Origin of the sequence: Bacillus sp. FSL R9-9497, assembly GCF_038005805.1 — a bacterium.
Classification (GTDB): Bacteria; Bacillota; Bacilli; order Bacillales; family Bacillaceae_G; genus Bacillus_A; species Bacillus_A cereus.
In genome coordinates this window covers 533120-553908 of record NZ_JBBOTY010000001.1, presented here as the reverse complement: position 1 = coordinate 553908, position 20789 = coordinate 533120, and the positions used below count along the sequence as shown (strand labels likewise).

The following is a 20789-nucleotide window of genomic DNA, read 5'->3' as shown; positions in this document are numbered from 1 at the left end:
ATCTCACCTTCTCTTAGTTATTTAATTGCACCTTTTGTTAATCCTTGTTGTAATTGCTTTTGCCCTAAAAATAGTAAAATCAATGTTGGAATAACGATAACCGTAACACCGGCCATTACGCTTCCCCAATCAGTTGCAACTTCTTGAGACTGAAGCTGCTTCACACCGATTTGCACTGTTCTTACTTTTTCATCAGTGGTCACTAAAAGTGGCCATAAATACATATTCCATGTTGTTAAAAAGCTATATACTCCAAGCGTAATAAAACTCGTTTTACAATACGGAATTACAACGCTGAATAAAAATCTTATATTTCCAATCCCTTCAATAAACGCAGCTTCTTTCAGTTCATTCGGAAGTGTCATAAAATGTTGACGTAACAAGAAAATACCGAAAGCTGTTGCAAAAAACGGCACTGTCATCCCGGCGAAACTATTGATCCAACCAAAGTTTTGAATCGTTAAAAAGTTAGGCACCATCGTTGCTTCCCACGGAATCAGCATCGTTGAAATAAACAGGAAGAAAATTAAGTTTCTCCCTTTAAACTGAAGAAAAACAAAAGCATAAGCTGCTAAACTTGATACGATAAGTTGTCCAATCATAACGACTGTCGATACAATTAAACTGTTATATAAGTATGTAAAAAGCGGTACCTTTTGAAAAATATTAATAAAATTATCAAAAGTAAATTGAGTCGGAAATAACCTTCTCATTTGAATATCGTCTGGTGTCATAAAGCTTATTAAAAATGCATACAGTACAGGAAAAAATACCATTACTGCACTAATAATGAGCAGCATGTATAATAGGAAATTTTGTTTCCACTGTTTAACAATCATTTATAATGCACCTTTCTCTCAGCAAACTTAAATTGAAGTAATGTAGCAATGAAAATGAAAACAAATAATACCATTGCTTGTGCACTTGCTGTTCCAAATTGATGATTCACAAACGCCTCTTTGTAAATCGAGTACACAATCAAATTCGTTGCATCATTTGGTCCACCGTGCGTTAAAATATCAATTTGCCCAAAGCTTTGGAACGCACTAATTAATGTTACTGTTACAATAAAGAATAAAGTTGGTGATAGCATCGGTAATGTAACACGGCGAAGTTTATATAAATAACTAGCACCATCTATAGATGCACTCTCATATAACGACGTATCGATATTTTGTAAACCACCTAATATAACTAAAAATGCAAAACCTGTATTCACCCAAACTGTTGTAACTGATACAGAGAATAGTGCCCAGTCCGGACTCGTTAACCATGCGATTGCAGGAAGGTTCATAGAGGCTAATATATTATTAAATAATCCTACACTTGGATGAAATAAAAATAGCCAAATCACTGCACTAGCGGCTACTGATATTCCCATCGTCGAAGAAAACAGAACTCGGAATAACCCAATACCTCTTACTTTTCCATTTGCAATCAATGCAAGAAACAAAGCAAATATAATACTCGTAGGCACTGTATATAAAACAAATAATAAAGTTGATTTTATACTTTTGTAAAAGGCTGGATCAGAGAATAAGTATTGATAATTTTCTAAGCCAACGAAAAGATTAGCTTCCCCATGTATATCAGTTAAATAAAAGCTATAGTAAATCGTCCTAAACAATGGATAGAACAAAAAAATCGAAAATAACAAAATAGATGGCGCCAAAAACAATAATCCTATTCTTAAATCTTTCGTTCTCCCCCATAATTTTTTCTTTTTTGACACCTTTGTTTGAACTGGTAACTTACTTACTCCGATCATTATTTCGCCACCACTTTCAACTCTTCTTCAGCTACCACTTTTAAGCGTTCATTCGTGTTTTCATTAAAGAAGCATAACTTTTCTTGCGAGAATAATAATTTTACTTTGTCACCTTTGTTCAAGAGTAACTGTCCGATGACTTTCGCACTCCAAGTTGTTCCATTTACCGCAAAGTTCAATATAGATTCATTCCCTAATACTTCTACAGATTGCAACGTCACTTCTTGTCCCTCCTCAGACAGTGCAATATGCTCAGGGCGCATGCCTATGCGAATTGTTCCTTCTGGTAATTGCTTTAACTGTCTAATAGATAATGGAATTTGCAATTGCCCTATATGTAATACACCTTTTTCTTTATTTACTTCCCCATCATTTATATTCATAGAAGGAGAACCTATAAAGCTTGCAACAAATTCGTTTGCAGGTTCGTTATATATGTCAAGTGGTGTTCCAACTTGCTGTATACTTCCTTTATTTAAAACCATGATACGATCTCCCATAGTCATCGCTTCTATTTGATCGTGGGTAACGTAAATCATCGTAATTCCTAATCGCTGCTGAATTTCTCTAATTTCAATTCTCATTTGCGCACGTAATTTCGCATCCAAATTCGAAAGTGGTTCATCCATTAAACAGATTGGTGCTTGACTCACAATTGCCCTGGCAAGTGCAACACGCTGTCTTTGTCCGCCTGATAATTGGCCTGGTTTCATTTTCACATACTCTTTCAGTCCTACCATTTCAATAGCTTCCATTAATCGCTTTTGTCGCTCTTCTTTTTGTACTTTTCTTACCTTAAGTCCAAATAAAATATTTTCTTCTACAGATAAGTGTGGATATAATGCATAATTTTGAAATACCATTGATAGATTACGGTCTTTCGGCTCTAGATCATTTGCAACACGTTCATTAATAATTAAATCTCCTGAAGAAATCTCTTCTAAGCCAGCGATCATTCGTAATAATGTGCTTTTCCCGCATCCCGAAGGTCCAACTAAAACAAAAAATTCACCCTTCTTAATATGAACCGATACGCCTTTAACCGCTGTCTCTTCTGCATTTTTATATACCTTTGAAACATTTTTCAATTCAATCACAAGGTTGCACTCCTTTTTTCTTCTTGTATCCATACTTCATAATGACTTGTTGAAATGGCACTTGCTCCTGCACGAATTGCAATTTCCGCATCTTCTCGCGTTTGAATCAACCCTCCTGCAATAATAGGAAACTCTATTTCCTCTACTAGCTGTTTAATAATAGAAGGCATAATCCCCGGCATAATCTCTACTGCATTTGGTTTAGTCGTTTTACAATTTTCAATTGATTTAGTAAGAGATAAAGTATCTACAATAAAAATACGTTGAATTGTTTTCAATCCAATTTTATTAGCATTTCGAATTGTTGAACCCTTTGTTGAAATAATACCTTGTGCCCCGATAACATCTTGAATATACAAAAGCGCTTCCTCTGTATTCGTATTTAAGCCTTGTATAAAATCACAATGAAGAAATACATCATGTCCATGTTTCTGCAATTCATATACACGCTCTGGTAATTCCAGCATTGAACCAGTCATAAGAAAAACTGTTTTCGGCAATTTTTTGTATGCTTTGTATCCTTTCCAATCCTTTATCATCGCAATATAAGGTTCTTTAAACATTTTTTCCACCTAACTGTTCTATTTTTATCCAAACTAAAAACACCTACTTACATAGAACGCCTTTCTCCTTATTTGAACTCTAGGGAATAGAGCACACCTAAGAAAGTGGCACATTATATGTAAGTGGGTGTTCTCAAATGTTCTCTACCCTATTTATTTTGTTACCTTTACTATATTACGCATTTATTAAGTCAGTTTTGATAGATTGTTAATTAGGTGTTAATCGAATGTTAATATTCACCATATTTTCTTAATATTAATCTAGATATACAAATAAATCCCAACGGCAAACAACTATCTTTAAAATTTAAGTGATATGCAAATTCATTCCATAGTTAATTAGTTTTAGTTTTCTCGCAACGGCTTGTGAAGCATAATTATTCCAAGAAGTACTATAAAGTGGAATGCTTTTTTCTTCTTGTATTGATATCGCCCAGGCTGTAACACCATCAGTACCATATCCGTTCCCTTGAAACTCCGCTAAAGTTTCCACACTTGCCTCAGCAGCTACGGGCGTACTTCTGGCACTGCAACAAACAGAAACTACCTTTTCATTTTTTACAATTGCCAAATAAGGTTGCCTCCTTATTTACTCCATTTACCATCCATTCATAATCTATTTTTCATGTTCAAAATAAAAATCCCATTCAAATACACATTACTGAATCCATCATACTAACTGATTTCTTCATTCTGTCTATCTAAATGGGATTATTTTTCGTTTTTTACTCTACTGGCTGTTGTGGCTGTGCTACTTCATTCGCTCCAGCTACCCTCAACATATTTACAATATCTTTAAAACCTCTTTTTTCAGCGTATTGCAGTGGCGTCAGATGTTCCTTGTTAGCCATATTTACATCTGCACCGTGATCAATAAGCAATTGAATTACTTTCTTATGGTTTTCACTACCATTTCCTAATACAATTGCTTCTAATAGCGCTGTTCCACCACGTTCATTTTTATAATTCACATCAATATCTGTATGCTCTAATAATTCTTTAACAACCTCTACATGGCCACGCTCAGATGCAGAAATAAGTGCTGTCCCACCTGACCTAGTCGTTTCTTTCGTATTAACTCCTGCATTAATTAATACTTTTACAATATCCGTATATCCTTCTCTACTTGCATAAAGAAGTGGATTACTTTTTTTCTCATCTTTAATTTCAATATTAGCACCTGCACCAATTAATGCTTTAACTGTCTCTACATGATTTTGGTACGTCGCTGCAAGGACAGGCGTTTCTCCGTTGTCACCTTCTACGTTTATATTCGCTCCATCCTGAATCAACTTCATAGCTGTCTCTGTGTCTCCAAGGGTAGCTGAAAGTAACAACTGTTTGTCCATTAAATTTATACTTTTCTCTTCTTTAGCTTCTTCCTGTTCTTTATGCTTCTCTTTTTTCTTTTCATTTTTCACATGAACCGGTTTCGATTCTGGTTCTTCTTGCTTATCGCAAGCCACTACCGTCATTAAAAGTCCTAATAAAATACATAATAAAATTTTTTGTTTTCTCACAACTACAGCTCCTATGAAAGATAATGTTTTCTTAACCATTCCTCCATCACATACAATAACTCTTCTTGAGTACATTTATCCATAAGCCCTTTAGATTCCTTCTTTAATCGGATTATCTTAAGCTTATACTATGTTTCTCAACCTATTGAAATGATACGCCTGATGGCCCCATCATTAACATTATGAAGCAATTAGTTTAGCACGTTTTTACCGCATTTGTATACATTTCTAAAAAGTACATAAAGTGAAACTTTAATTAGTGGGGGTTTTGTTCATCCACCACTAATTATTAGCCCACACCAATCGGGCTTTTACGGGCAGCCCGACTCCACCTAACTTCTTTGCTTTCACTAAATTTTGAGGTGGGGATCTTACTGCCCGTTAATGCGGGATAAATGATTGCTTTAGGTTACTATATTCCATTGTAACCGTTCTTCTAAAAATTTTACACCTTTTCTATATTTGCACCTGAGTAATAATAGAAAAAGACAACTACATAGTTGTCTTTTTCTATTAATGATGTCCACCATGATTTCCTGCTTTCGGTTTCCCTATCATCTCTTTATTCATTTCCCATTTATGCTCTGCTAGCTCTTTATACGAAAGAACTTTACCCTTATAGTTAGATACAAAGCTCTCTGCATCTTTTTTATTTTTAAATGAAATGACATTATAAGCCATCGGTGTCGTTATTGTTTTATCATATACGTAAGTAGCCTCTTCTAACGAAATCCAATCTTTCGAATCATAATCTCGAACAAATTTCTCTTTCGTCTTTTCACCTGAGTTGATCTCCATCCATTTATACATACAACCGATATCATCAAACTTTAACGCTTTTCCATTTTCTAAAATAGTTTCTGTTGCAAATTGATTATCTGTTACCCCAATTTGGCAAATATCACATTTATCATGTTTCTCATCAATGGCAACAGCTGCTGTTTCCTTTTTCCCACACCCGACTACTGTAAATACGAAACATAAACATATAGCAAGTACGACATATTTTACTTTCATCAATATTCCTCCCTAGAAACCGTATACTCCACGAAAAGAATACCAAAAGGTTGTGTGAGATTTGTGAAAAAACAATGTGCTTTTTGTAATATAGGAAACAAAAAAAGATGTGTAGTTATTTCTACACATCTCTCATCACTCACAACCTGTAATTAATAAATCATCTTCTAACTTAACTAATAATGTATCCGCACTAATTTCCTGTCCAACTTCTACATTTACCAATCTTATATTTCCACTAATCCCGACTGCGATTTTTTTAAGCTCGCCGTCATTTTTTCGAATCATCAATAATTTTTCCCATTCATATACGTAAGAAGATTCATTAATAAAAATCTCCTCTACTTTTCCTTCATAAGAGCTATAAATCTCTTCAATTCTCGTTTTCATATAACATCTACTCCCTATTTCACACTTCACTATTTTCATCTTATTCTACCATTCTTACGAGGAGCAGCTTACTTTTTAAAAATTCAAATTAACTACCGTGAACAAAATGAACAAAATAAAAATTATGCTTCTAATGATGTTATTTTTCAAATTATTTACCATTTGAATAGATGCTTTTATTATAAATAAAAAACCTTTTTCTGAATTTTTATTCTATTTTGAAAGCGCAATCATTCTTTTGAGGGGGAAATCACATGGTAGCACTACTTGGATTTGCGATGGTATTTGTCTTTATGTTTTTAATTATGACGAAACGTATGTCAGCGCTAGTAGCATTAATATTAATTCCGAGTGTTTTTGCATTAATTGGCGGATTCTATGCCAATATGGGGCCTATGATGTTAGAGGGAATTCAAAAATTAGCACCTACTGGTATTATGCTTATGTTCGCTATTTTATATTTTGGGATTATGATTGATAGCGGTTTATTCGATCCTGTCATTAGTAAGATTTTAAAATTTGTAAAAGGAGATCCTTTAAAAATCGTTATCGGAACGGCTATATTGACTATTATCGTTTCTCTAGATGGTGACGGTACAACAACATACATGATTACAGTTTCCGCAATGTATCCACTATATAAGCGCCTTGGAATGAACCCCCTCATATTAGCTGGAGTTGTTATGTTAGGGGCGGGGGTAACAAATCTTACACCTTGGGGTGGACCCACAGCTCGTGTTATGAGCGCACTTGGACTTGAGGCTTCCGAATTATTTACACCTCTTATTCCAGGAATGATTGCTGGTGCAATTTGGGTTGTTTTCGTTGCTTACTATCTTGGAAAAAAAGAAAGAAAACGTTTAGGAATTATGGATGTACAGTATTTAAAACAAATGCAAACAATGGATGAGCAAGCTGCAACTGTCGAAGCCGCAGTGCATAAACGTCCTAAACTTCTATGGATTAACTTTTTATTAACCGCTACATTACTTGTCTGTCTCATACTAGAAGTTATGCCGTTACCTGTTTTATTTACAGTCGCTTTTGCTATCGCTGTTATGATTAACTATCCAAACTTAGAGCAACAGAAAGAACGTATTGCTTCTCATGCAGGGAATGTATTAGCAGTTGTTTCTCTCGTATTTGCTGCCGGTATTTTCACTGGTATTTTATCTGGAACAAAAATGGTAGATGCCATGGCTAACAGTGTAGTAACTCTTATACCAGATGCACTTGGACCACAATTGCCAATTATTACAGCTCTTCTTAGTATGCCATTCACATTTTTCATGTCCAATGATGCATTTTACTTTGGGGTATTACCTATTTTAACTAAGGCTGCTGCTACTTACGGAATTAGTGCAGCTGAAATGGGACGTGCTTCCTTACTTGGGCAACCCGTTCACTTATTAAGTCCTCTTGTTGCATCCACTTATTTATTAGTTGGGATGGCAAAAGTTGATTTTGGTGAACATCAACGTTTTACTTTATTGTGGGCAGTTGGAACGACAATGGTGATGTTGATTACTGGCATTGTAATTGGGATTATTCCAATATAAGACGCAAAAAACAGTAGAAGAAATAAATCCTCTACTGTTTTTTATTATGAAGAAACAAGAAAATACCGTCTCTCCGGTCTCCCCACACTCCCATATATTAGCTCTGCGTGGACTTTCTTCCCAGATATTAAATACTCTAAATAGCGCCTTGCAGTTGATCGACTTACGCCTACCATTGAACTTAGTACCTCTGCTGTAATCCCTTCTTCATTAACTGTTAACATATGTTTTTTTATTTTTGCTAAAGTTAAGGGGTCTATCCCTTTCGGGGCATATTCCATTTCATTTCCCTTTACGCCTCTTTGAGACCATAAATGTTCTATTTGTTCTGTAGATAATTGATTATTTTTCTTCAGCTGCACAATCTTTTTTTGATAACTTTCCAAACTCGCCTTAAATCGATCAAACATTAGTGGCTTTACAATATAATCTGTTACTCCGCCCCGCAGGGCGTGCCTCACTACATCTGTTTCCGATGCCGCTGTAATCATAATAATATCTGCATCGTGCAAATGATGCCTAATATATGTGACAAGTTCCGTTCCTTGCATATCAGGTAAGTACACATCTAATAACACGAGCTGTGGCTTCACAAGCTCTAGCCATTCTTTCGCTTGTTCTCCAGTCGTTGCCGTTCCAATTACTTTAAATCCCTCAATTTTTTCAGTAAAACGACGATGAATGTCAGCAATCCGAATATCATCTTCTACAATTAATACTTCAATCTCCTCACCCATTACTATTCGCCTCTCTCTTTCGGTAGTGCAATAATAAATAACGCACCACCTAAATCCCCTTTTTCAATTGCAATACTTCCATTTAAATCTTCTACTAACTCTTTCACTTTTGCTAATCCATATCCTCGCTCTCCTCCTTCTTTCGTCGAAAAGCCTTTATAGAATATGCTAGTAATTATTTCATCATGAATCCCTTGCCCTGAATCTTCCACTTCAATTACTATTTCTTCTCCAATATCAGTTACAAACATCCTTACTGTCTTATCATTCTCTTCATTTTTTTCAATTGCTTCAAATGCATTCGTAATTAAATTTCCTAAAATAGAAACGACATAATTACTCTCAATATGTGGACTTAATTTTTCTAAACCACTTTCTCTATCTAGCATAAAATCAATCTTCAACTCTCGTGCTCTATTATAAAATCCAATTAAAATTCCACCTAGCCATGGATTTTGAATCCGCTTCATAATAAATTGAACAAAATCTTGATATACCGCTGTTTCCTTATGAATAAGCTCTAAAGCATCTTCGTATGATTCTAATTGAATAAGACCTGAAAGCGTATACAATAAATTGTTATATTCGTGCGCTTGCGCTCGTAATGCCTCTGTATATTGCTTCGTCTGAGATAATTCTGCTGTTAACTGATCCATTTCAGATTTCAAACGTAAGCTCGATACAACGCCAGTTACTTTATTCTTTACTTTAATAGGTAGACGGTTCGCAATAACAGCCTGTCCTTTTATATTTAATTGGCGATCAAACTGTTCTTCACCAGTTTGAAGTACATCTAGTATCGTTGAATTAGGAATTACATTTAAAATAAATTCCCCAATAATATTTTGTTGTTTATCTAGCGAAAGAATATCATAAGCTGCTTGATTGACTAAACTAATCATGCCATTTTTATCGATTACAATAATCCCTTCACGTACAGATTGAATCACTGTACTATGCTCTTCATATAAAGAGGAAATTTCTTCTGGTTCCATACCGAACATCATTCTTTTTATACTTGCCGCTAAATATATAGAGCCGATTACTCCAATTAATAGCCCTATTATTGTAATCCAAAATACACGCTTTCCATACACTTCTACCGCTCCATGAATATCGTCCATTGAAAATCCAACAGACACCACACCAATGATTTCATTTTCCTGATTACGGATTGGAACTTTTCCACGTAATGAAGGGCCTAATGATCCAGTTGCTTTCGAAACATATGATTTTCCTTCTAATAAAACACCTTTGTTATCTCCACCAATCATCGCTTCTCCTATTTTATCTCGCTCAGGATGTGCATATCGAATCCCCTCTTTATTTCCAACTACAATGAAGTCAGCCTCTATATCCATTCGAATTCTTTCTGCAATCGGCTGAATGATAGAAGCTGGGTTTTCTTTTTGAAAAGCTTCCTTTATTTCAGGTATAGCAGCAACTGTTTTCGCAACATGCAAAGCTCGTTTCCCAATTTGCTCTTCTACCGTTTCAGATAATATGTAATAAAATAAATAACTCGTTAGCATAAGTACAACTAAAATAAGTGTACTTATAGTTAATGTAATTCTCGGTTGGAGTTTTAATTTTTTAAATTTCAAAACCATTCCCCTAACATGATTAAAGATAGAATTTAAAGAATATACAGTCTCTTTAATTATACTTAATCATAACACGGTTACTCTATATTTCTTTCTTTTTCTCTTCATAAAAAAAGAAACGAAGTAAAATTATTACCTCGTTTCTTAATATTTGTTATTACACTTTAAACTTACCAATCATCTCTTGTAATTCTTCTGCCATTTGTGATAAATGAACTGCTGCTGCATTTATTTCATCTACTGAAGCTAATTGTTCCTCAGAGGAACCAGCAATATTTTGAACACTTGCTGCATTTTCTTCAATCGTAGCTGCAATTTCATTAATAGATGCACTTACTTGTTTTGCATCTACCGTCATTTGTTTTGCTACATCTACCATGCTATCAATTTGTACAACTGTATCATTTGTAGACTTCAATATTTCGGCAAAGCTTTGCTTCGTTTCATTTGCAACTACAAGTCCTGATTGTACTTCTACTCCAACTTGATTCATAGAGCTTACTGTTTCTTTTATATCAAATTGAATCTCTTTCACTAGTTTCCCAATTTCCGTAGAAGACTGTCCTGATTGTTCTGCTAGCTTTCGCACTTCATCTGCTACAATTGCAAATCCTCTTCCTTGCTCTCCAGCTCTCGCAGCCTCAATTGCCGCATTTAACGCTAATAAATTTGTCTGTTCAGCAATATGTTGAATCACTTCAAGGATTGCTCCAATTTGTTTCGACTTATCGTCTAACAAACCAATGATTTTGTCTGACTGCGAAACAGACTCATGAATTAATTGCATTTGATTCACAGTTTGTTCAACTAACTTCCCACCATTTTCAGCTTTTTTCTTCGTATACATAGAGGCTGTAGATACTAATGAAGAACTATCTGCAACACGCTGAATTCCTTCTGTAACTTCTTCTAACAATGTTGCTCCTTCTTCAACTTCTTTCGTTTGTATTTCTGCACCACTTGATACTTGCTCTATGGCCTGTGTAATTTGTTCCGTTGCTTCGCTTGTCTGCTTCATACTAGCTGTTAATTCTTCTGAAGATGCCGCTACATGACTTGCTGAAGTGTTTATATTGGAAATGACACTTTGTAACGATGCAGCCATCTCGTTAAAACTTTCTCCTAGCTGTCCAATTTCATCTTTAGAATGAACTGTAATTGACTCTGTTAAATCGCCTTCACTAATCTTTTTCGATGATATAACAAGTTGTTTTAACGGACTAATAATAGAAGCAATTATGAAGTAAATTAAAATCCCACCAATTACTAATGAAATACCAATAACAGTTATTGTTTTATAGAAAATAGGGTTAGCTGCTTCGATAATTTCTTTTGAAGGCATAATTCCTGCTATTTTCCATCCAGTCTGCTTATTTGTTATAAAGGTAATATTGCGATCATCACCATCAAGTTTGAATTTAAAATCACCTGTTTCTTGTTTATACAATTCCTTCTCCACTTTTTCTTCTACCTTGTCACCTGGCTTCATCGTCGGATGCGCTATTACATTTTTAGATTGGTCAAAGATTGCTACATATCCTTTTTTGCCGATATTGACCATTTTTGAAGTATTTACAATATCATTAATAATTAAATCAATACCGAGAACACCACTTTTATCCTCATTTTGTTTTGCTATTGTAATAACAATATTCCCTGTTGTACTTGACTTATATGGGGCTGTGATAACCACTTCTCCGCTTTTTTTCGCTGCTTCTTTATACCAATCTCTTTCGGTAGGATTATACCCATCTGGCATTTGAATAGACGGTGATTGAATAAATTGTCCCGTACTAGATCCCGTATAAACTGCTTCTATTTCTGGATGTAATTTATTATATTCTTCTAATTTATTTTGCACATTTTGGAGCTGATCAGTTCCGTAACTTACTCCATTAAATAACTTTGTAAAATATACTGCGTCTACCTTTTTACTGTCTATCTCTTTGTTAATAACATTATTTAAAATCTTTACGTTATCTTCCGCTGATTGTAAAATTGTTTCGTTAAAATTTGTCTTCGCTTGTTGATAAGACGTCCAACCAATTACAATACTTGGAAAAATTAAAACAATAACAAATGATACAAGTAACTTTGCTTTTAAACTACTTCCCCTTAATTTCCCTTGAAGCATATTCCTACCCCTCCATACCGTTTTAAATGTAATTATTTCACATTTAATTTATTTATATAAATTACACGATTAATTGCATTAACTCTTTTTCTATTAAAGAGTTAATACATACCTTTTTTATTCTATATAAATTAAATAATTAAAACAATATATAAAAATGTATATTATTCGAAATATTATAATCCACAGAAGAACCTCTAGCATCGTACTTACTAGAGGTCTCTCCCGCCTTACTATTCTTTCTCTTTTTCTACTTCCTTTTTCTCATCTTCTACTACAGATACAACAGGTTTATCGCTTGATAATTGCTGTACTGCTCCTTTTCCAGCAAATCCTTCTAATAACTCTTTTAAATCAATGCCAGAAGATGCTTTTAACGTTTCTTGCATCGTTGCCATTAAATCAGTCGCATAACCTGCAACTTTTCCGGCGCCGCTATTTTTACCACCGCCACCTGTATCGACAACTGTAATTTTATCAATATTGCTAAGTGGGCTTGCAATTTCTTTCGCATAACTTGGAAGCATTTTAAGAACCATATCCATAATTGCCGCTTGGCCATATAACTCGAATGCCTCTGCAATTTTTTGTTTCGCTTCTGCCTCTGCTAAACCTTTTAATCTAATAACATCCGCTTCCGCTGTACCTTGTGCTTTTTGTACTTCTGCTTTTGCTTGACCTTGCGCTTTTTCAATTTCCGCCTTCGCTAAACCTTCTACACGTACTTCTTCTGCACGAGCTCTCGCTTCAGCTTCAATCTTATATTGATCCGCATCTGCCTTTTTAATTTGTTTCACTTTTTCTGCTTCCGCTGATTGCTCAACAGCATAGCGATCTGCATCTGCTTTTTTCTTAACTTCTGCATCATATTGCTTCTCACGACGCGCAATCTCTTTTTCTTCTAATTCAATTTGTTTCTCACGCTCAATGATTTTAACGCGCATTTGCTCTTCTGTAACACCTTGTTGTGCTTTCGCTTGTTGTAATTCGTAAGAAAGATCCGCGTCTGCTCGAGCTTGTTCTTGCTCTCTCTTATAAGATTGTACTTTTAATTCTTTATGTTTTTCAGCTTCAGCGATTTGAGCATCACGTTGATATTCAGCTTCTTTTGCTTCTTTCTCAGCACGAGCTTTTTCAATACGAGCTTCTTTTTCACGCTCTGCATTCGCAATTGTTGCATCACGCTTCACTGTCGCAATTTGCGGCTGACCAAGTGCATCTAAGTAACCATTCTTATCCATAATTTCTTTAATTGTAAAGGAAACGATGCGAAGACCCATTTTCTTTAAATCAGTAGAAGCTACTTCATGTACTTTTTGAGCAAATTGCTCTCTATTACTATACGCATCTTCTACTGTCATAGAAGATAAAATCGCACGTAAATGACCTTCTAAAACTTCTTTTGCTTCTACTTTTAACTCTTCTGTTTCTTTTCCTAAATATTGCTCAGCTGCTGTAGATACTTCTTCAATCGTAGAACCTACTTTAATAATAGAAACACCATTTACTGTAACTGGAACACCTTGCTTCGTATACGTATCACGTGTACCCACTTCTAACTTATAGTTTAATAGGCTTAAAGGCTCTGCTCGTTGCATAATTGGAACTACGAATGTACCGCCACCGCGAATAATCTTAATCTTCTTTCCATCATCAGTGGTAACTACATTTTTTCCGCCACCAAGCCAGTTCCCTGTAACAATTAACGCTTCATCTGGTCCAACTGTTCGATACTTCGTAATAAATACTAAAATGAGTAAAATTAAAATTGCGAGTAACACTCCACCAATAATTAATGGAATCGTCATGTGAATTCCCCCTTATAATTTTGGTTTTTTTAAAGAATAAGCGATGTTTTGTACAAGTAAAACACCATCTTGGACTCCCTCAATAATAACCTCAGTTCCTTGTGAAATATCTTTTTTCCCAATTGTTTTAGCTGGAATTGCATTACTTCCAAATTGAGAGGAGATTAGTACTTCTCCAAATCCTTCTGTAGGAATTGTTGTAATGACTTCCCCCTTGCAACCTATGAACTCATCCATACGTTGCACAGTATTTTGTTCTGCTTCTGCAATCGGCTTTAAAATTAGTATTTTCATTATGAATACACCAATAAAGGATATAGCACATGCAGCCCCGAAAATAAGAATGCTATTAAAGGAAAATAAATATTCTCCTATATAACTAAGTCCACATAACATGGCGAAAAAACTAAGTAATAAAGTAACAACGGATACCGATCCGCCTCCAAAACTAAATATGGATTCAAATATATCTCCAAAAAAGATATAAATCACAGTGAGTATAGTAGCAATAATAAATCCGTATAAATAAATTGTTTCAAGTGGATAACCAAACAAAACCATTTCTTATCCCCCTCTCTTAAACAATCCCTTTTTTGTTATGTGTATGCCCCACCTCTTTCAAAGATTATTGTTCTTAATTTTCAGTTATTTACTTTTTAAAGAAAAGCCTGTAAGACAGGCCCCCTAAAAAAGAACAGGAGAAGCCTATTGTGACAGGCTCCTCCTAGTAAATAACCGATATATTATATATCTATATAATATACTATTTTCCACAAAAAGTAAAGTTAAACATACATTGGAAAAGTACTTATTTTATTGATAATTTGTACGTTCCATCGCCATTATCATATTTATATACATACAAATAATACTTACCTGGTTTTGCATTCATTTTTGCCTCTATATGATTTCCATTAGCTTGACCGTAAGCTGCATAATTTTGCATATCTGATTCATGGTGAAGCACCCATGTCATCCCGATTCCATACTCATTTAAAACGGAAATATCGATATCTTTCGCTGATGCTACATTAAATGTATAAACATCAGTATGATCTCCGCCGATAAGGCTACCTTTTATAGTAGTGTTTAGCCCAATATAATTCGCTTCTTCTGGAAGATTATTTGGTTCTGATTCTGTTAAACTTCCATCTTTAATCGTAACCGTTGTTTCGCTTCTGCTCTCTCCCCCTTTATCATCTTTTACTAGTAACGCAACTTTGTAAGTTCCTTCTCTTTCATATGCATGTACTGGATTAGCCTCTGCACTTGTGCTTCCATCTCCAAAGTCCCATAAATAAGAAACGATTTTTCCATCTTCATCTTTTGAGCCATCACTTTTAAATTGAATACCTTCTTTTACACGTCCATTATAAGGACCATTTATATGAACCGTTGGAGCTTTATTTTCTCCGTCATCTTTTGCGATACCGTGGAAAACTACATCATATTCAAATTCATTTGAGCTATTCACACGATAATTGACGAAGTATGCTGTAACGGTTTTGTAGCCACTCCATTCTTTTTGCGCCAATTGTTCTAAAGATTCATTTACTCTTTTACTCATTGCTTTCCAATCTTCTGATTCACCTTTTGTGACACTACCTGTATACGTACCTTCTAATGTAAATGTATTAAAGAATTGAGAATTATGTTTTGTCATTTTTGTATCTTTCATAGGCAACGTATCACTAATTTCTTTCTTCACCGCTGCTAACGACTTCGTTGCATGTTCAGCTAAATAATCATCAGCTACTTCTGGTACAGTGTATGTATCTTGATTATCAATTAACTGCTGCATATACTCTTGATACTCTTTATTTAACTTATGATCTTTACTTAGATTTTCACGATATGCATCATAATTTTTCACGTCATTCGCACGAATCAAATCTTGAATTTTATCAAATGTTTCAAACTGATGCGTATATAAGTAAGACTGCAATGCGAACGAGTAATTATAGAAATCCCAAGAACCGTATTTAGCAAATAGTGTACGCTCTGCTGTATAACGGCTTGCAGGATCAGATGATAATCCGCTAATTATACTCTTTCTTGGTACAACGTTATTCGTACGAGTAGATCCTGCGAAAAACTCTGCATTTCCTTCTTGGAACCAAGTTAGCCTTTCATTTTGATACATATCTCCTCTTCCAAATAAACCAGGAACTTCATATCTCCCTTGCAGATAATGAGTAAATTCATGACGGAATAACTCTTCTAAACTATAAATACTTTGCTCTGGTGTACGCTCATATGTAAAGAATGTACCTGTCTCTTCAATATAAATTCCACCGTTGTTTGTTTCATATCCATACAATTGTCTATTTAACTGATATTCATCTGGACTATTATAAATTACGATCGTTAATACATCATCCGCATTTCCTGGCTCTAACGCTTTGTCATTTCCAATTACACGGTGATACTGTGCCTTTACTTCCTTCGCAGCCCAATATAGTCTCTTAATTTTTTCTTCTGATACTTTATCTCCTGTTTTGAACACAATTGATCCATCGTCGAATGTATACGTTTTTGGTAAGTATTGCTCTTTTCCTTCTTTACGTATTTTCTCTAAATCTACTGTATTCCCGCTATAATCTTTACCATTATAATTTGTTGTAATTTGTTCTACCGCAACAAAATACGGTTCACTTAAGCGCGGGTACATATGCATTGCTTGTGTAACAACCTCTAATCCTTTATTTGGATTACTATGAAACGTCCCTAAACGGCTAGCAAAATAAATGCCATTATTAACGAGCCATTTATTTTCTGGCGTTACTTCATTTAGAAGAGCAATACGATTTATTTCATTAATAAACCCATCTACTTTTCCATACCACATCGTTTCATTCGCTTCTTTACGAGCCACAGTTAAGTACGACTGTATATCATAGTCAATACCTTGCATAATATCGTATATTGCTTGTCCCTTCATTCGATCATTTACATAAGTAGTATAATTATCATTGTATTGCTTTAAAATATTCGATGCGTATTGAACCGTTTCAACATCACTTGAAGCATTACTAATTAATTTACCGTATGCAGATACGACTGTATCTTGTTCAACTGTACCAAGCTTAAAATTCGGATTTTTTGCGATTGCTTTTAAAGCAGGTAAACATTTGTCCTGGAAGCTTCTTTCATTTAAGTCGCTTAATTCACTATTATAAAATGCAAGATAAAAAGCTGAACGCAGCACTTCAGTAAACGTTTGAATTCCTTTTGAATCATCTTTCGTAAATGTACTACCTCTATGAGCTAATTCATCTATAATGACTTGCATTTTTCCTTTATCTTTATAAAAAGCCTTTGCATCTTCATTAAACTGGAATAAGTCTGTAATTTGGTGCCACTTAATACTGCCTAACGTTTCAACTAATTCTTGATCATTCATTTTGTTTAAATCAGCCATTGAATAGCTTTCTTTAACTTGCTTTACTGCAGTTTTCTTCGTAATAGATGCTGGTCGCTGTGAAAAATCTCCTACTTTTAAACGTTCTTGAAATGATAAAGTTTCATCAACTTTTGAAATATGTCCAACTTCATCTACCGACTTTTCAATTCCAACCGGTTTCGTTTTCAACACGTTATACGGTACTTTTTCTTCCGCTGCTGCATGAGTTTGAAGTGCGCCTAACGATAAAGCCATTGTACTAATGCTAAGCATCACTTTATTGATCTTTGATTTCTTGTTCATATCCTTGCCCCCTATTTTAATATTCCATTCAAGAATTTAACATAAAATCTGGATGTAACAATATAAAATGCAATATTTCATATTATTTCTTCCTATAATTTGTACATATCGTGAACACATTGCTCTTTACCTCCCTAAAACAAATTGCATCCTTTCACATTATAAAAAGGTAATTTTTTGACAATTAAAAACTTAATTGTTATGATTATTATAATTGTTAACTTTATTAAATAAGGGTGGGATTCTATGATAAAAAAAGAAAACAGTGTATTTTATATCTCCTTCTTGCTAACAACATTATTCATTATATGGGGAATTACCCCAGCAAGTTGGATACAAGGCTACGATTTACAAAGTGTTACATCTTCTTTAAACTCATTTATCCTCAATAAATTTGGGTGGTTTTACTCTCTACTTATGACTACAATGATTATTTTGGCTGCTTATTTAGCATTTTCTAAGTACGGTTCTATTCGTCTTGGTAAAGATGGAGAAAAGCCAAAATATAATTATCCATCTTGGCTATCCATGTTGTTTGGAGCAGGAATGGGGATTGGACTCCTCTTTTATGGAATCGCTGAACCGATTTCACATTTTACAGATCCATTAACAGGAAAAGCGGGGACAGAGGAAAGTGCCAAACTCGCTATGCAATATTCATTTTTCCACTGGGGTCTCTTTCCATGGTCACTATACGCAATGGTCGCTTTAACAATTGCATATTTCACATTCCGCAAACAAAAAGGTAGCACTATCGGGGCTACAGTTACTCCATTATTTAATCGATCGAAAAATTCTCGTATCGGAAAAACAGTCGATATTTTAGCTGTTTTAGCCACAGTATTTGGCATTGTACCATCTGTTGGGATTGGTGCTCAACAAATTGCTGGAGGATTAAGCTATTTATTCCCTTCTATTCATAACACTTTACTTACACAGCTCGTACTTATCGCCATCTTCGCCGTTTTATATTTAACGAGTGCACAAACTGGCTTAGATCGTGGGATTAAATATTTGAGTAACTTAAATTTCTCTCTTGCAGGTATTTTACTCGTCTCCTTTTTATTTTTAGGGCCAACCGTATTTATTATGAAATATTTCACATCTACACTCGGTTCTTATATTGGAGCTTTGCCTAGTATGGGATTAAATTTAGGAGCATTTAATGAAAAATCTTCTTCTTGGATTGAAAACTGGACTATTTTCTATTGGGGATGGTGGATTTCTTGGTCTCCATTCGTCGGTACATTCATCGCTCGTATTTCTAAAGGGCGCACAATAAAAGAATTTATTTTTGGAGTTGTATTAGTCCCAACTCTTATCTGTACATTTTGGTTTGCAGTGTTTGGTGGTACCGCAATCCATATGGAAATGTTCCAATCGCTTGGAATAGCTGATGAAATTGCAAAAAATGGTACAGAGATTGGATTATTTGCTGTTATTTCACACCTACCATTCTCTACATTTTTAACGATTATCGGGTTAATTTTAGTAGCCACATTTTTCGTTACTTCTGCCGATTCAGCAACATTTGTTGTTTCAATGCAAACGAGTAACGGAAGTTTATCACCGAAAAATAGTTTAAAACTTATATGGGGATTAACAATCGCGATAATTGCCGCTATTTTATTACAAGCTGGAGGATTAAATGCACTACAAATCGCAGCTATAATTGCTGCGCTACCATTTTCTATTGTAGTCGTTCTTATGGTTACTTCACTCTTTAAAGAGCTACGAAAAGAAGATGTTAATTTGCAAACGAAAGAAGTGCCGAAAAAAATAAAAAAGGTTATGTAACGATTGGCGCCTCAAATCACTTCTAAATCCGTAATAAAACCCATTCATATGAATGGGTTTTTCACTCTATTATATAGTGTTGTAAACATGCTTTTTCCTCAAAACCTACTTTCTTGTACAATTTCATCGCATGATCATTATTCGTATTCAAACATAGTACTATCTCTCTCATCCCTTGGAAAGAGAAAATATACTGAATTGCCCCTTGCAATATCCGCTCTCCGACACCTTTTCTTCTACTATTTTCAGCGGTTGCAATAAATTCAATATTCGCTTCATGAAACTCCGGATTTACTTCAACATATACATAACCTTCTAACTTACCATTCTTCATACTTACAAATAATTTATTCGTATCACTTAAACGTTCAATGATTTCATTTCCTTCATAATATGTATTAGGAAAAATATTATTATGTAAAACAATAAACTGCTCAAATACTTGTTGAGATGCTTCCTCTACTTGATTTATTGTACATTGCTCCACATTAGTTTTCTTTAAAATTAAAACGCTATGTTTCTCTTGTTTTTTAGCTTGTAAATATTTCATAAAGTCGATACCATTACTATTTTTCACGTGATAAAATCCATGAAACTTTTGAATATGAAGTGGAATTTTCTCGATAAGTTTCTTCCACATACTTAAAGCAATCTCTCCCCAATTCGAAGCTATAATAAAAGGCCCCCAAATCTCCGCACTTTCGCTTATCTCATCTATATCAAATCCTAATACACCTACAATTTCATTATTATCATTATAAGAAACGACAAAAGACTTCTCCCACCCTATATCAGAAAAACCATGAAGAATAGCGTCCAATATTTCTTCATGATTTTCCCCGCAATAACCAACATGCTGCGTAATATCTTTATTCATCATCGAAATAAATTCTGCAGCTTCTTCGATCTTTGAAATAGAATTAATATGCATAACTTCCCCTCCTTTTCTAATACACTTAGACAATCACTAGTAATATCCTTCTCTAGTAAAAAAAGACATCATCATATGCATGTTTCTAATAAAACCGCCATGATAATGTCTTCTCAAAAAAGCAAAAATTAATTATATATAATAATAAGATTAAACGT

Annotated in this window: 16 protein-coding genes and 2 pseudogenes; 2 read left to right on the top strand and 16 right to left on the bottom strand. The window is 34.5% G+C overall.

All coding sequences use genetic code 11. The annotated features are described in order from the left end of the window. Positions 1-17: 17 nt before the first annotated feature. The 8 genes and pseudogenes from MKY21_RS02890 to MKY21_RS02855 all read right to left on the bottom strand — a co-directional run bounded on the left by MKY21_RS02890 (position 18) and on the right by MKY21_RS02855 (position 6355). Positions 18-839, bottom strand: a complete 822-nt coding sequence (locus MKY21_RS02890; RefSeq protein ID WP_000635946.1) for a carbohydrate ABC transporter permease — start codon at positions 837-839, stop codon at positions 18-20. Next, entirely contained in the window at positions 836-1768 is a 933-nt protein-coding gene (locus MKY21_RS02885) for a carbohydrate ABC transporter permease (RefSeq protein WP_000580652.1), read from the bottom strand. The genes MKY21_RS02890 and MKY21_RS02885 overlap by 4 nt, the downstream gene beginning before the upstream one ends. After that, on the bottom strand, positions 1768-2865 hold the full coding sequence (locus MKY21_RS02880; protein ID WP_000571387.1) for an ABC transporter ATP-binding protein: 1098 nt from the start codon (positions 2863-2865) through the stop codon (positions 1768-1770). Before MKY21_RS02880 ends, MKY21_RS02885 begins: the two co-directional genes overlap by 1 nt. Then, a complete protein-coding gene (locus tag MKY21_RS02875) occupies positions 2862-3428 on the bottom strand; it encodes a glycerol-3-phosphate responsive antiterminator (RefSeq protein ID WP_000472003.1) in 567 nt (188 codons plus the stop codon). Before MKY21_RS02875 ends, MKY21_RS02880 begins: the two co-directional genes overlap by 4 nt. Before the next feature lie 307 nt (positions 3429-3735). Continuing rightward, positions 3736-4011 (bottom strand): annotated as a pseudogene (locus MKY21_RS02870) (GNAT family N-acetyltransferase); the annotation flags it as partial. Between the two features lie 142 nt (positions 4012-4153). After that, positions 4154-5023 carry an ankyrin repeat domain-containing protein gene (locus tag MKY21_RS02865; RefSeq protein WP_341075385.1) on the bottom strand — a complete coding sequence of 290 codons (870 nt, stop codon included), beginning with the start codon at positions 5021-5023 and terminating at the stop codon, positions 4154-4156. A gap of 438 nt (positions 5024-5461) precedes the next feature. After that, positions 5462-5965 (bottom strand): nitrous oxide reductase accessory protein NosL, encoded by a 504-nt coding sequence (locus MKY21_RS02860; RefSeq protein ID WP_044797112.1) that lies wholly within the window; start codon positions 5963-5965, stop codon positions 5462-5464. Positions 5966-6100: 135 nt separating this feature from the next. Beyond that, entirely contained in the window at positions 6101-6355 is a 255-nt protein-coding gene (locus tag MKY21_RS02855; RefSeq protein WP_000857376.1) for a hypothetical protein, read from the bottom strand. Positions 6356-6609: 254 nt separating this feature from the next. Here MKY21_RS02855 and MKY21_RS02850 point away from each other — a divergent pair, with 254 nt between their 5' ends. After that, a complete protein-coding gene (locus MKY21_RS02850; protein ID WP_044797110.1) occupies positions 6610-7914 on the top strand; it encodes a CitMHS family transporter in 1305 nt (434 codons plus the stop codon). A 44-nt stretch (positions 7915-7958) separates the two neighbouring features. On the opposite strand, the gene MKY21_RS02845 is transcribed toward MKY21_RS02850, so the two are convergent. The 7 genes and pseudogenes from MKY21_RS02845 to colA all read right to left on the bottom strand — a co-directional run bounded on the left by MKY21_RS02845 (position 7959) and on the right by colA (position 17903). After that, a complete protein-coding gene (locus MKY21_RS02845) occupies positions 7959-8651 on the bottom strand; it encodes a response regulator (RefSeq protein ID WP_044797109.1) in 693 nt (230 codons plus the stop codon). 2 nt (positions 8652-8653) lie between these two features. Then, positions 8654-10261, bottom strand: coding sequence for a sensor histidine kinase (locus MKY21_RS02840; RefSeq protein ID WP_341075379.1), 1608 nt, complete (start codon positions 10259-10261; stop codon positions 8654-8656). A gap of 151 nt (positions 10262-10412) precedes the next feature. After that, positions 10413-11273, bottom strand: a complete 861-nt coding sequence (locus tag MKY21_RS31115; protein ID WP_372476520.1) for a methyl-accepting chemotaxis protein — start codon at positions 11271-11273, stop codon at positions 10413-10415. 81 nt (positions 11274-11354) lie between these two features. Continuing rightward, a pseudogene (locus MKY21_RS31110) lies at positions 11355-12389 on the bottom strand (HAMP domain-containing protein); the annotation flags it as partial. Positions 12390-12622: 233 nt separating this feature from the next. Further along, positions 12623-14197, bottom strand: coding sequence for a flotillin family protein (locus MKY21_RS02830; protein ID WP_000155006.1), 1575 nt, complete (start codon positions 14195-14197; stop codon positions 12623-12625). 12 nt (positions 14198-14209) lie between these two features. Next, a complete protein-coding gene (locus MKY21_RS02825; RefSeq protein ID WP_000242438.1) occupies positions 14210-14758 on the bottom strand; it encodes an NfeD family protein in 549 nt (182 codons plus the stop codon). Positions 14759-15005: 247 nt separating this feature from the next. Continuing rightward, on the bottom strand, positions 15006-17903 hold the full coding sequence (gene colA / locus MKY21_RS02820) for a collagenase ColA (RefSeq protein ID WP_016117133.1): 2898 nt from the start codon (positions 17901-17903) through the stop codon (positions 15006-15008). A gap of 246 nt (positions 17904-18149) precedes the next feature. Here colA and opuD point away from each other — a divergent pair, with 246 nt between their 5' ends. Further along, positions 18150-19700 carry a glycine betaine transporter OpuD gene (gene opuD / locus MKY21_RS02815; RefSeq protein ID WP_000591575.1) on the top strand — a complete coding sequence of 517 codons (1551 nt, stop codon included), beginning with the start codon at positions 18150-18152 and terminating at the stop codon, positions 19698-19700. 61 nt (positions 19701-19761) lie between these two features. Here opuD and MKY21_RS02810 read toward each other — a convergent pair whose 3' ends face one another. Beyond that, positions 19762-20631 carry a GNAT family N-acetyltransferase gene (locus tag MKY21_RS02810; RefSeq protein WP_000547921.1) on the bottom strand — a complete coding sequence of 290 codons (870 nt, stop codon included), beginning with the start codon at positions 20629-20631 and terminating at the stop codon, positions 19762-19764. Positions 20632-20789 lie beyond the last annotated feature (158 nt).

What these genes read in the sequence shown, in the direction of transcription:
- MKY21_RS02840 (WP_341075379.1), bottom strand. Translation starts at nt 10,261, where the DNA reads ATGGTTTTGAAATTTAAAAAATTAAAACTCCAACCGAGAATTACATTA.
- MKY21_RS02885 (WP_000580652.1), bottom strand. Translation starts at nt 1,768, where the DNA reads ATGATCGGAGTAAGTAAGTTACCAGTTCAAACAAAGGTGTCAAAAAAG.
- opuD (WP_000591575.1), top strand. Translation starts at nt 18,150, where the DNA reads ATGATAAAAAAAGAAAACAGTGTATTTTATATCTCCTTCTTGCTAACA.
- MKY21_RS02810 (WP_000547921.1), bottom strand. Translation starts at nt 20,631, where the DNA reads ATGCATATTAATTCTATTTCAAAGATCGAAGAAGCTGCAGAATTTATT.
- MKY21_RS02825 (WP_000242438.1), bottom strand. Translation starts at nt 14,758, where the DNA reads ATGGTTTTGTTTGGTTATCCACTTGAAACAATTTATTTATACGGATTT.
- MKY21_RS02860 (WP_044797112.1), bottom strand. Translation starts at nt 5,965, where the DNA reads ATGAAAGTAAAATATGTCGTACTTGCTATATGTTTATGTTTCGTATTT.
- MKY21_RS02855 (WP_000857376.1), bottom strand. Translation starts at nt 6,355, where the DNA reads ATGAAAACGAGAATTGAAGAGATTTATAGCTCTTATGAAGGAAAAGTA.
- colA (WP_016117133.1), bottom strand. Translation starts at nt 17,903, where the DNA reads ATGAACAAGAAATCAAAGATCAATAAAGTGATGCTTAGCATTAGTACA.
- MKY21_RS02850 (WP_044797110.1), top strand. Translation starts at nt 6,610, where the DNA reads ATGGTAGCACTACTTGGATTTGCGATGGTATTTGTCTTTATGTTTTTA.
- MKY21_RS31115 (WP_372476520.1), bottom strand. Translation starts at nt 11,273, where the DNA reads ATGAAGCAGACAAGCGAAGCAACGGAACAAATTACACAGGCCATAGAG.
- MKY21_RS02845 (WP_044797109.1), bottom strand. Translation starts at nt 8,651, where the DNA reads ATGGGTGAGGAGATTGAAGTATTAATTGTAGAAGATGATATTCGGATT.
- MKY21_RS02830 (WP_000155006.1), bottom strand. Translation starts at nt 14,197, where the DNA reads ATGACGATTCCATTAATTATTGGTGGAGTGTTACTCGCAATTTTAATT.
- MKY21_RS02875 (WP_000472003.1), bottom strand. Translation starts at nt 3,428, where the DNA reads ATGTTTAAAGAACCTTATATTGCGATGATAAAGGATTGGAAAGGATAC.
- MKY21_RS02890 (WP_000635946.1), bottom strand. Translation starts at nt 839, where the DNA reads ATGATTGTTAAACAGTGGAAACAAAATTTCCTATTATACATGCTGCTC.
- MKY21_RS02865 (WP_341075385.1), bottom strand. Translation starts at nt 5,023, where the DNA reads ATGTACTCAAGAAGAGTTATTGTATGTGATGGAGGAATGGTTAAGAAA.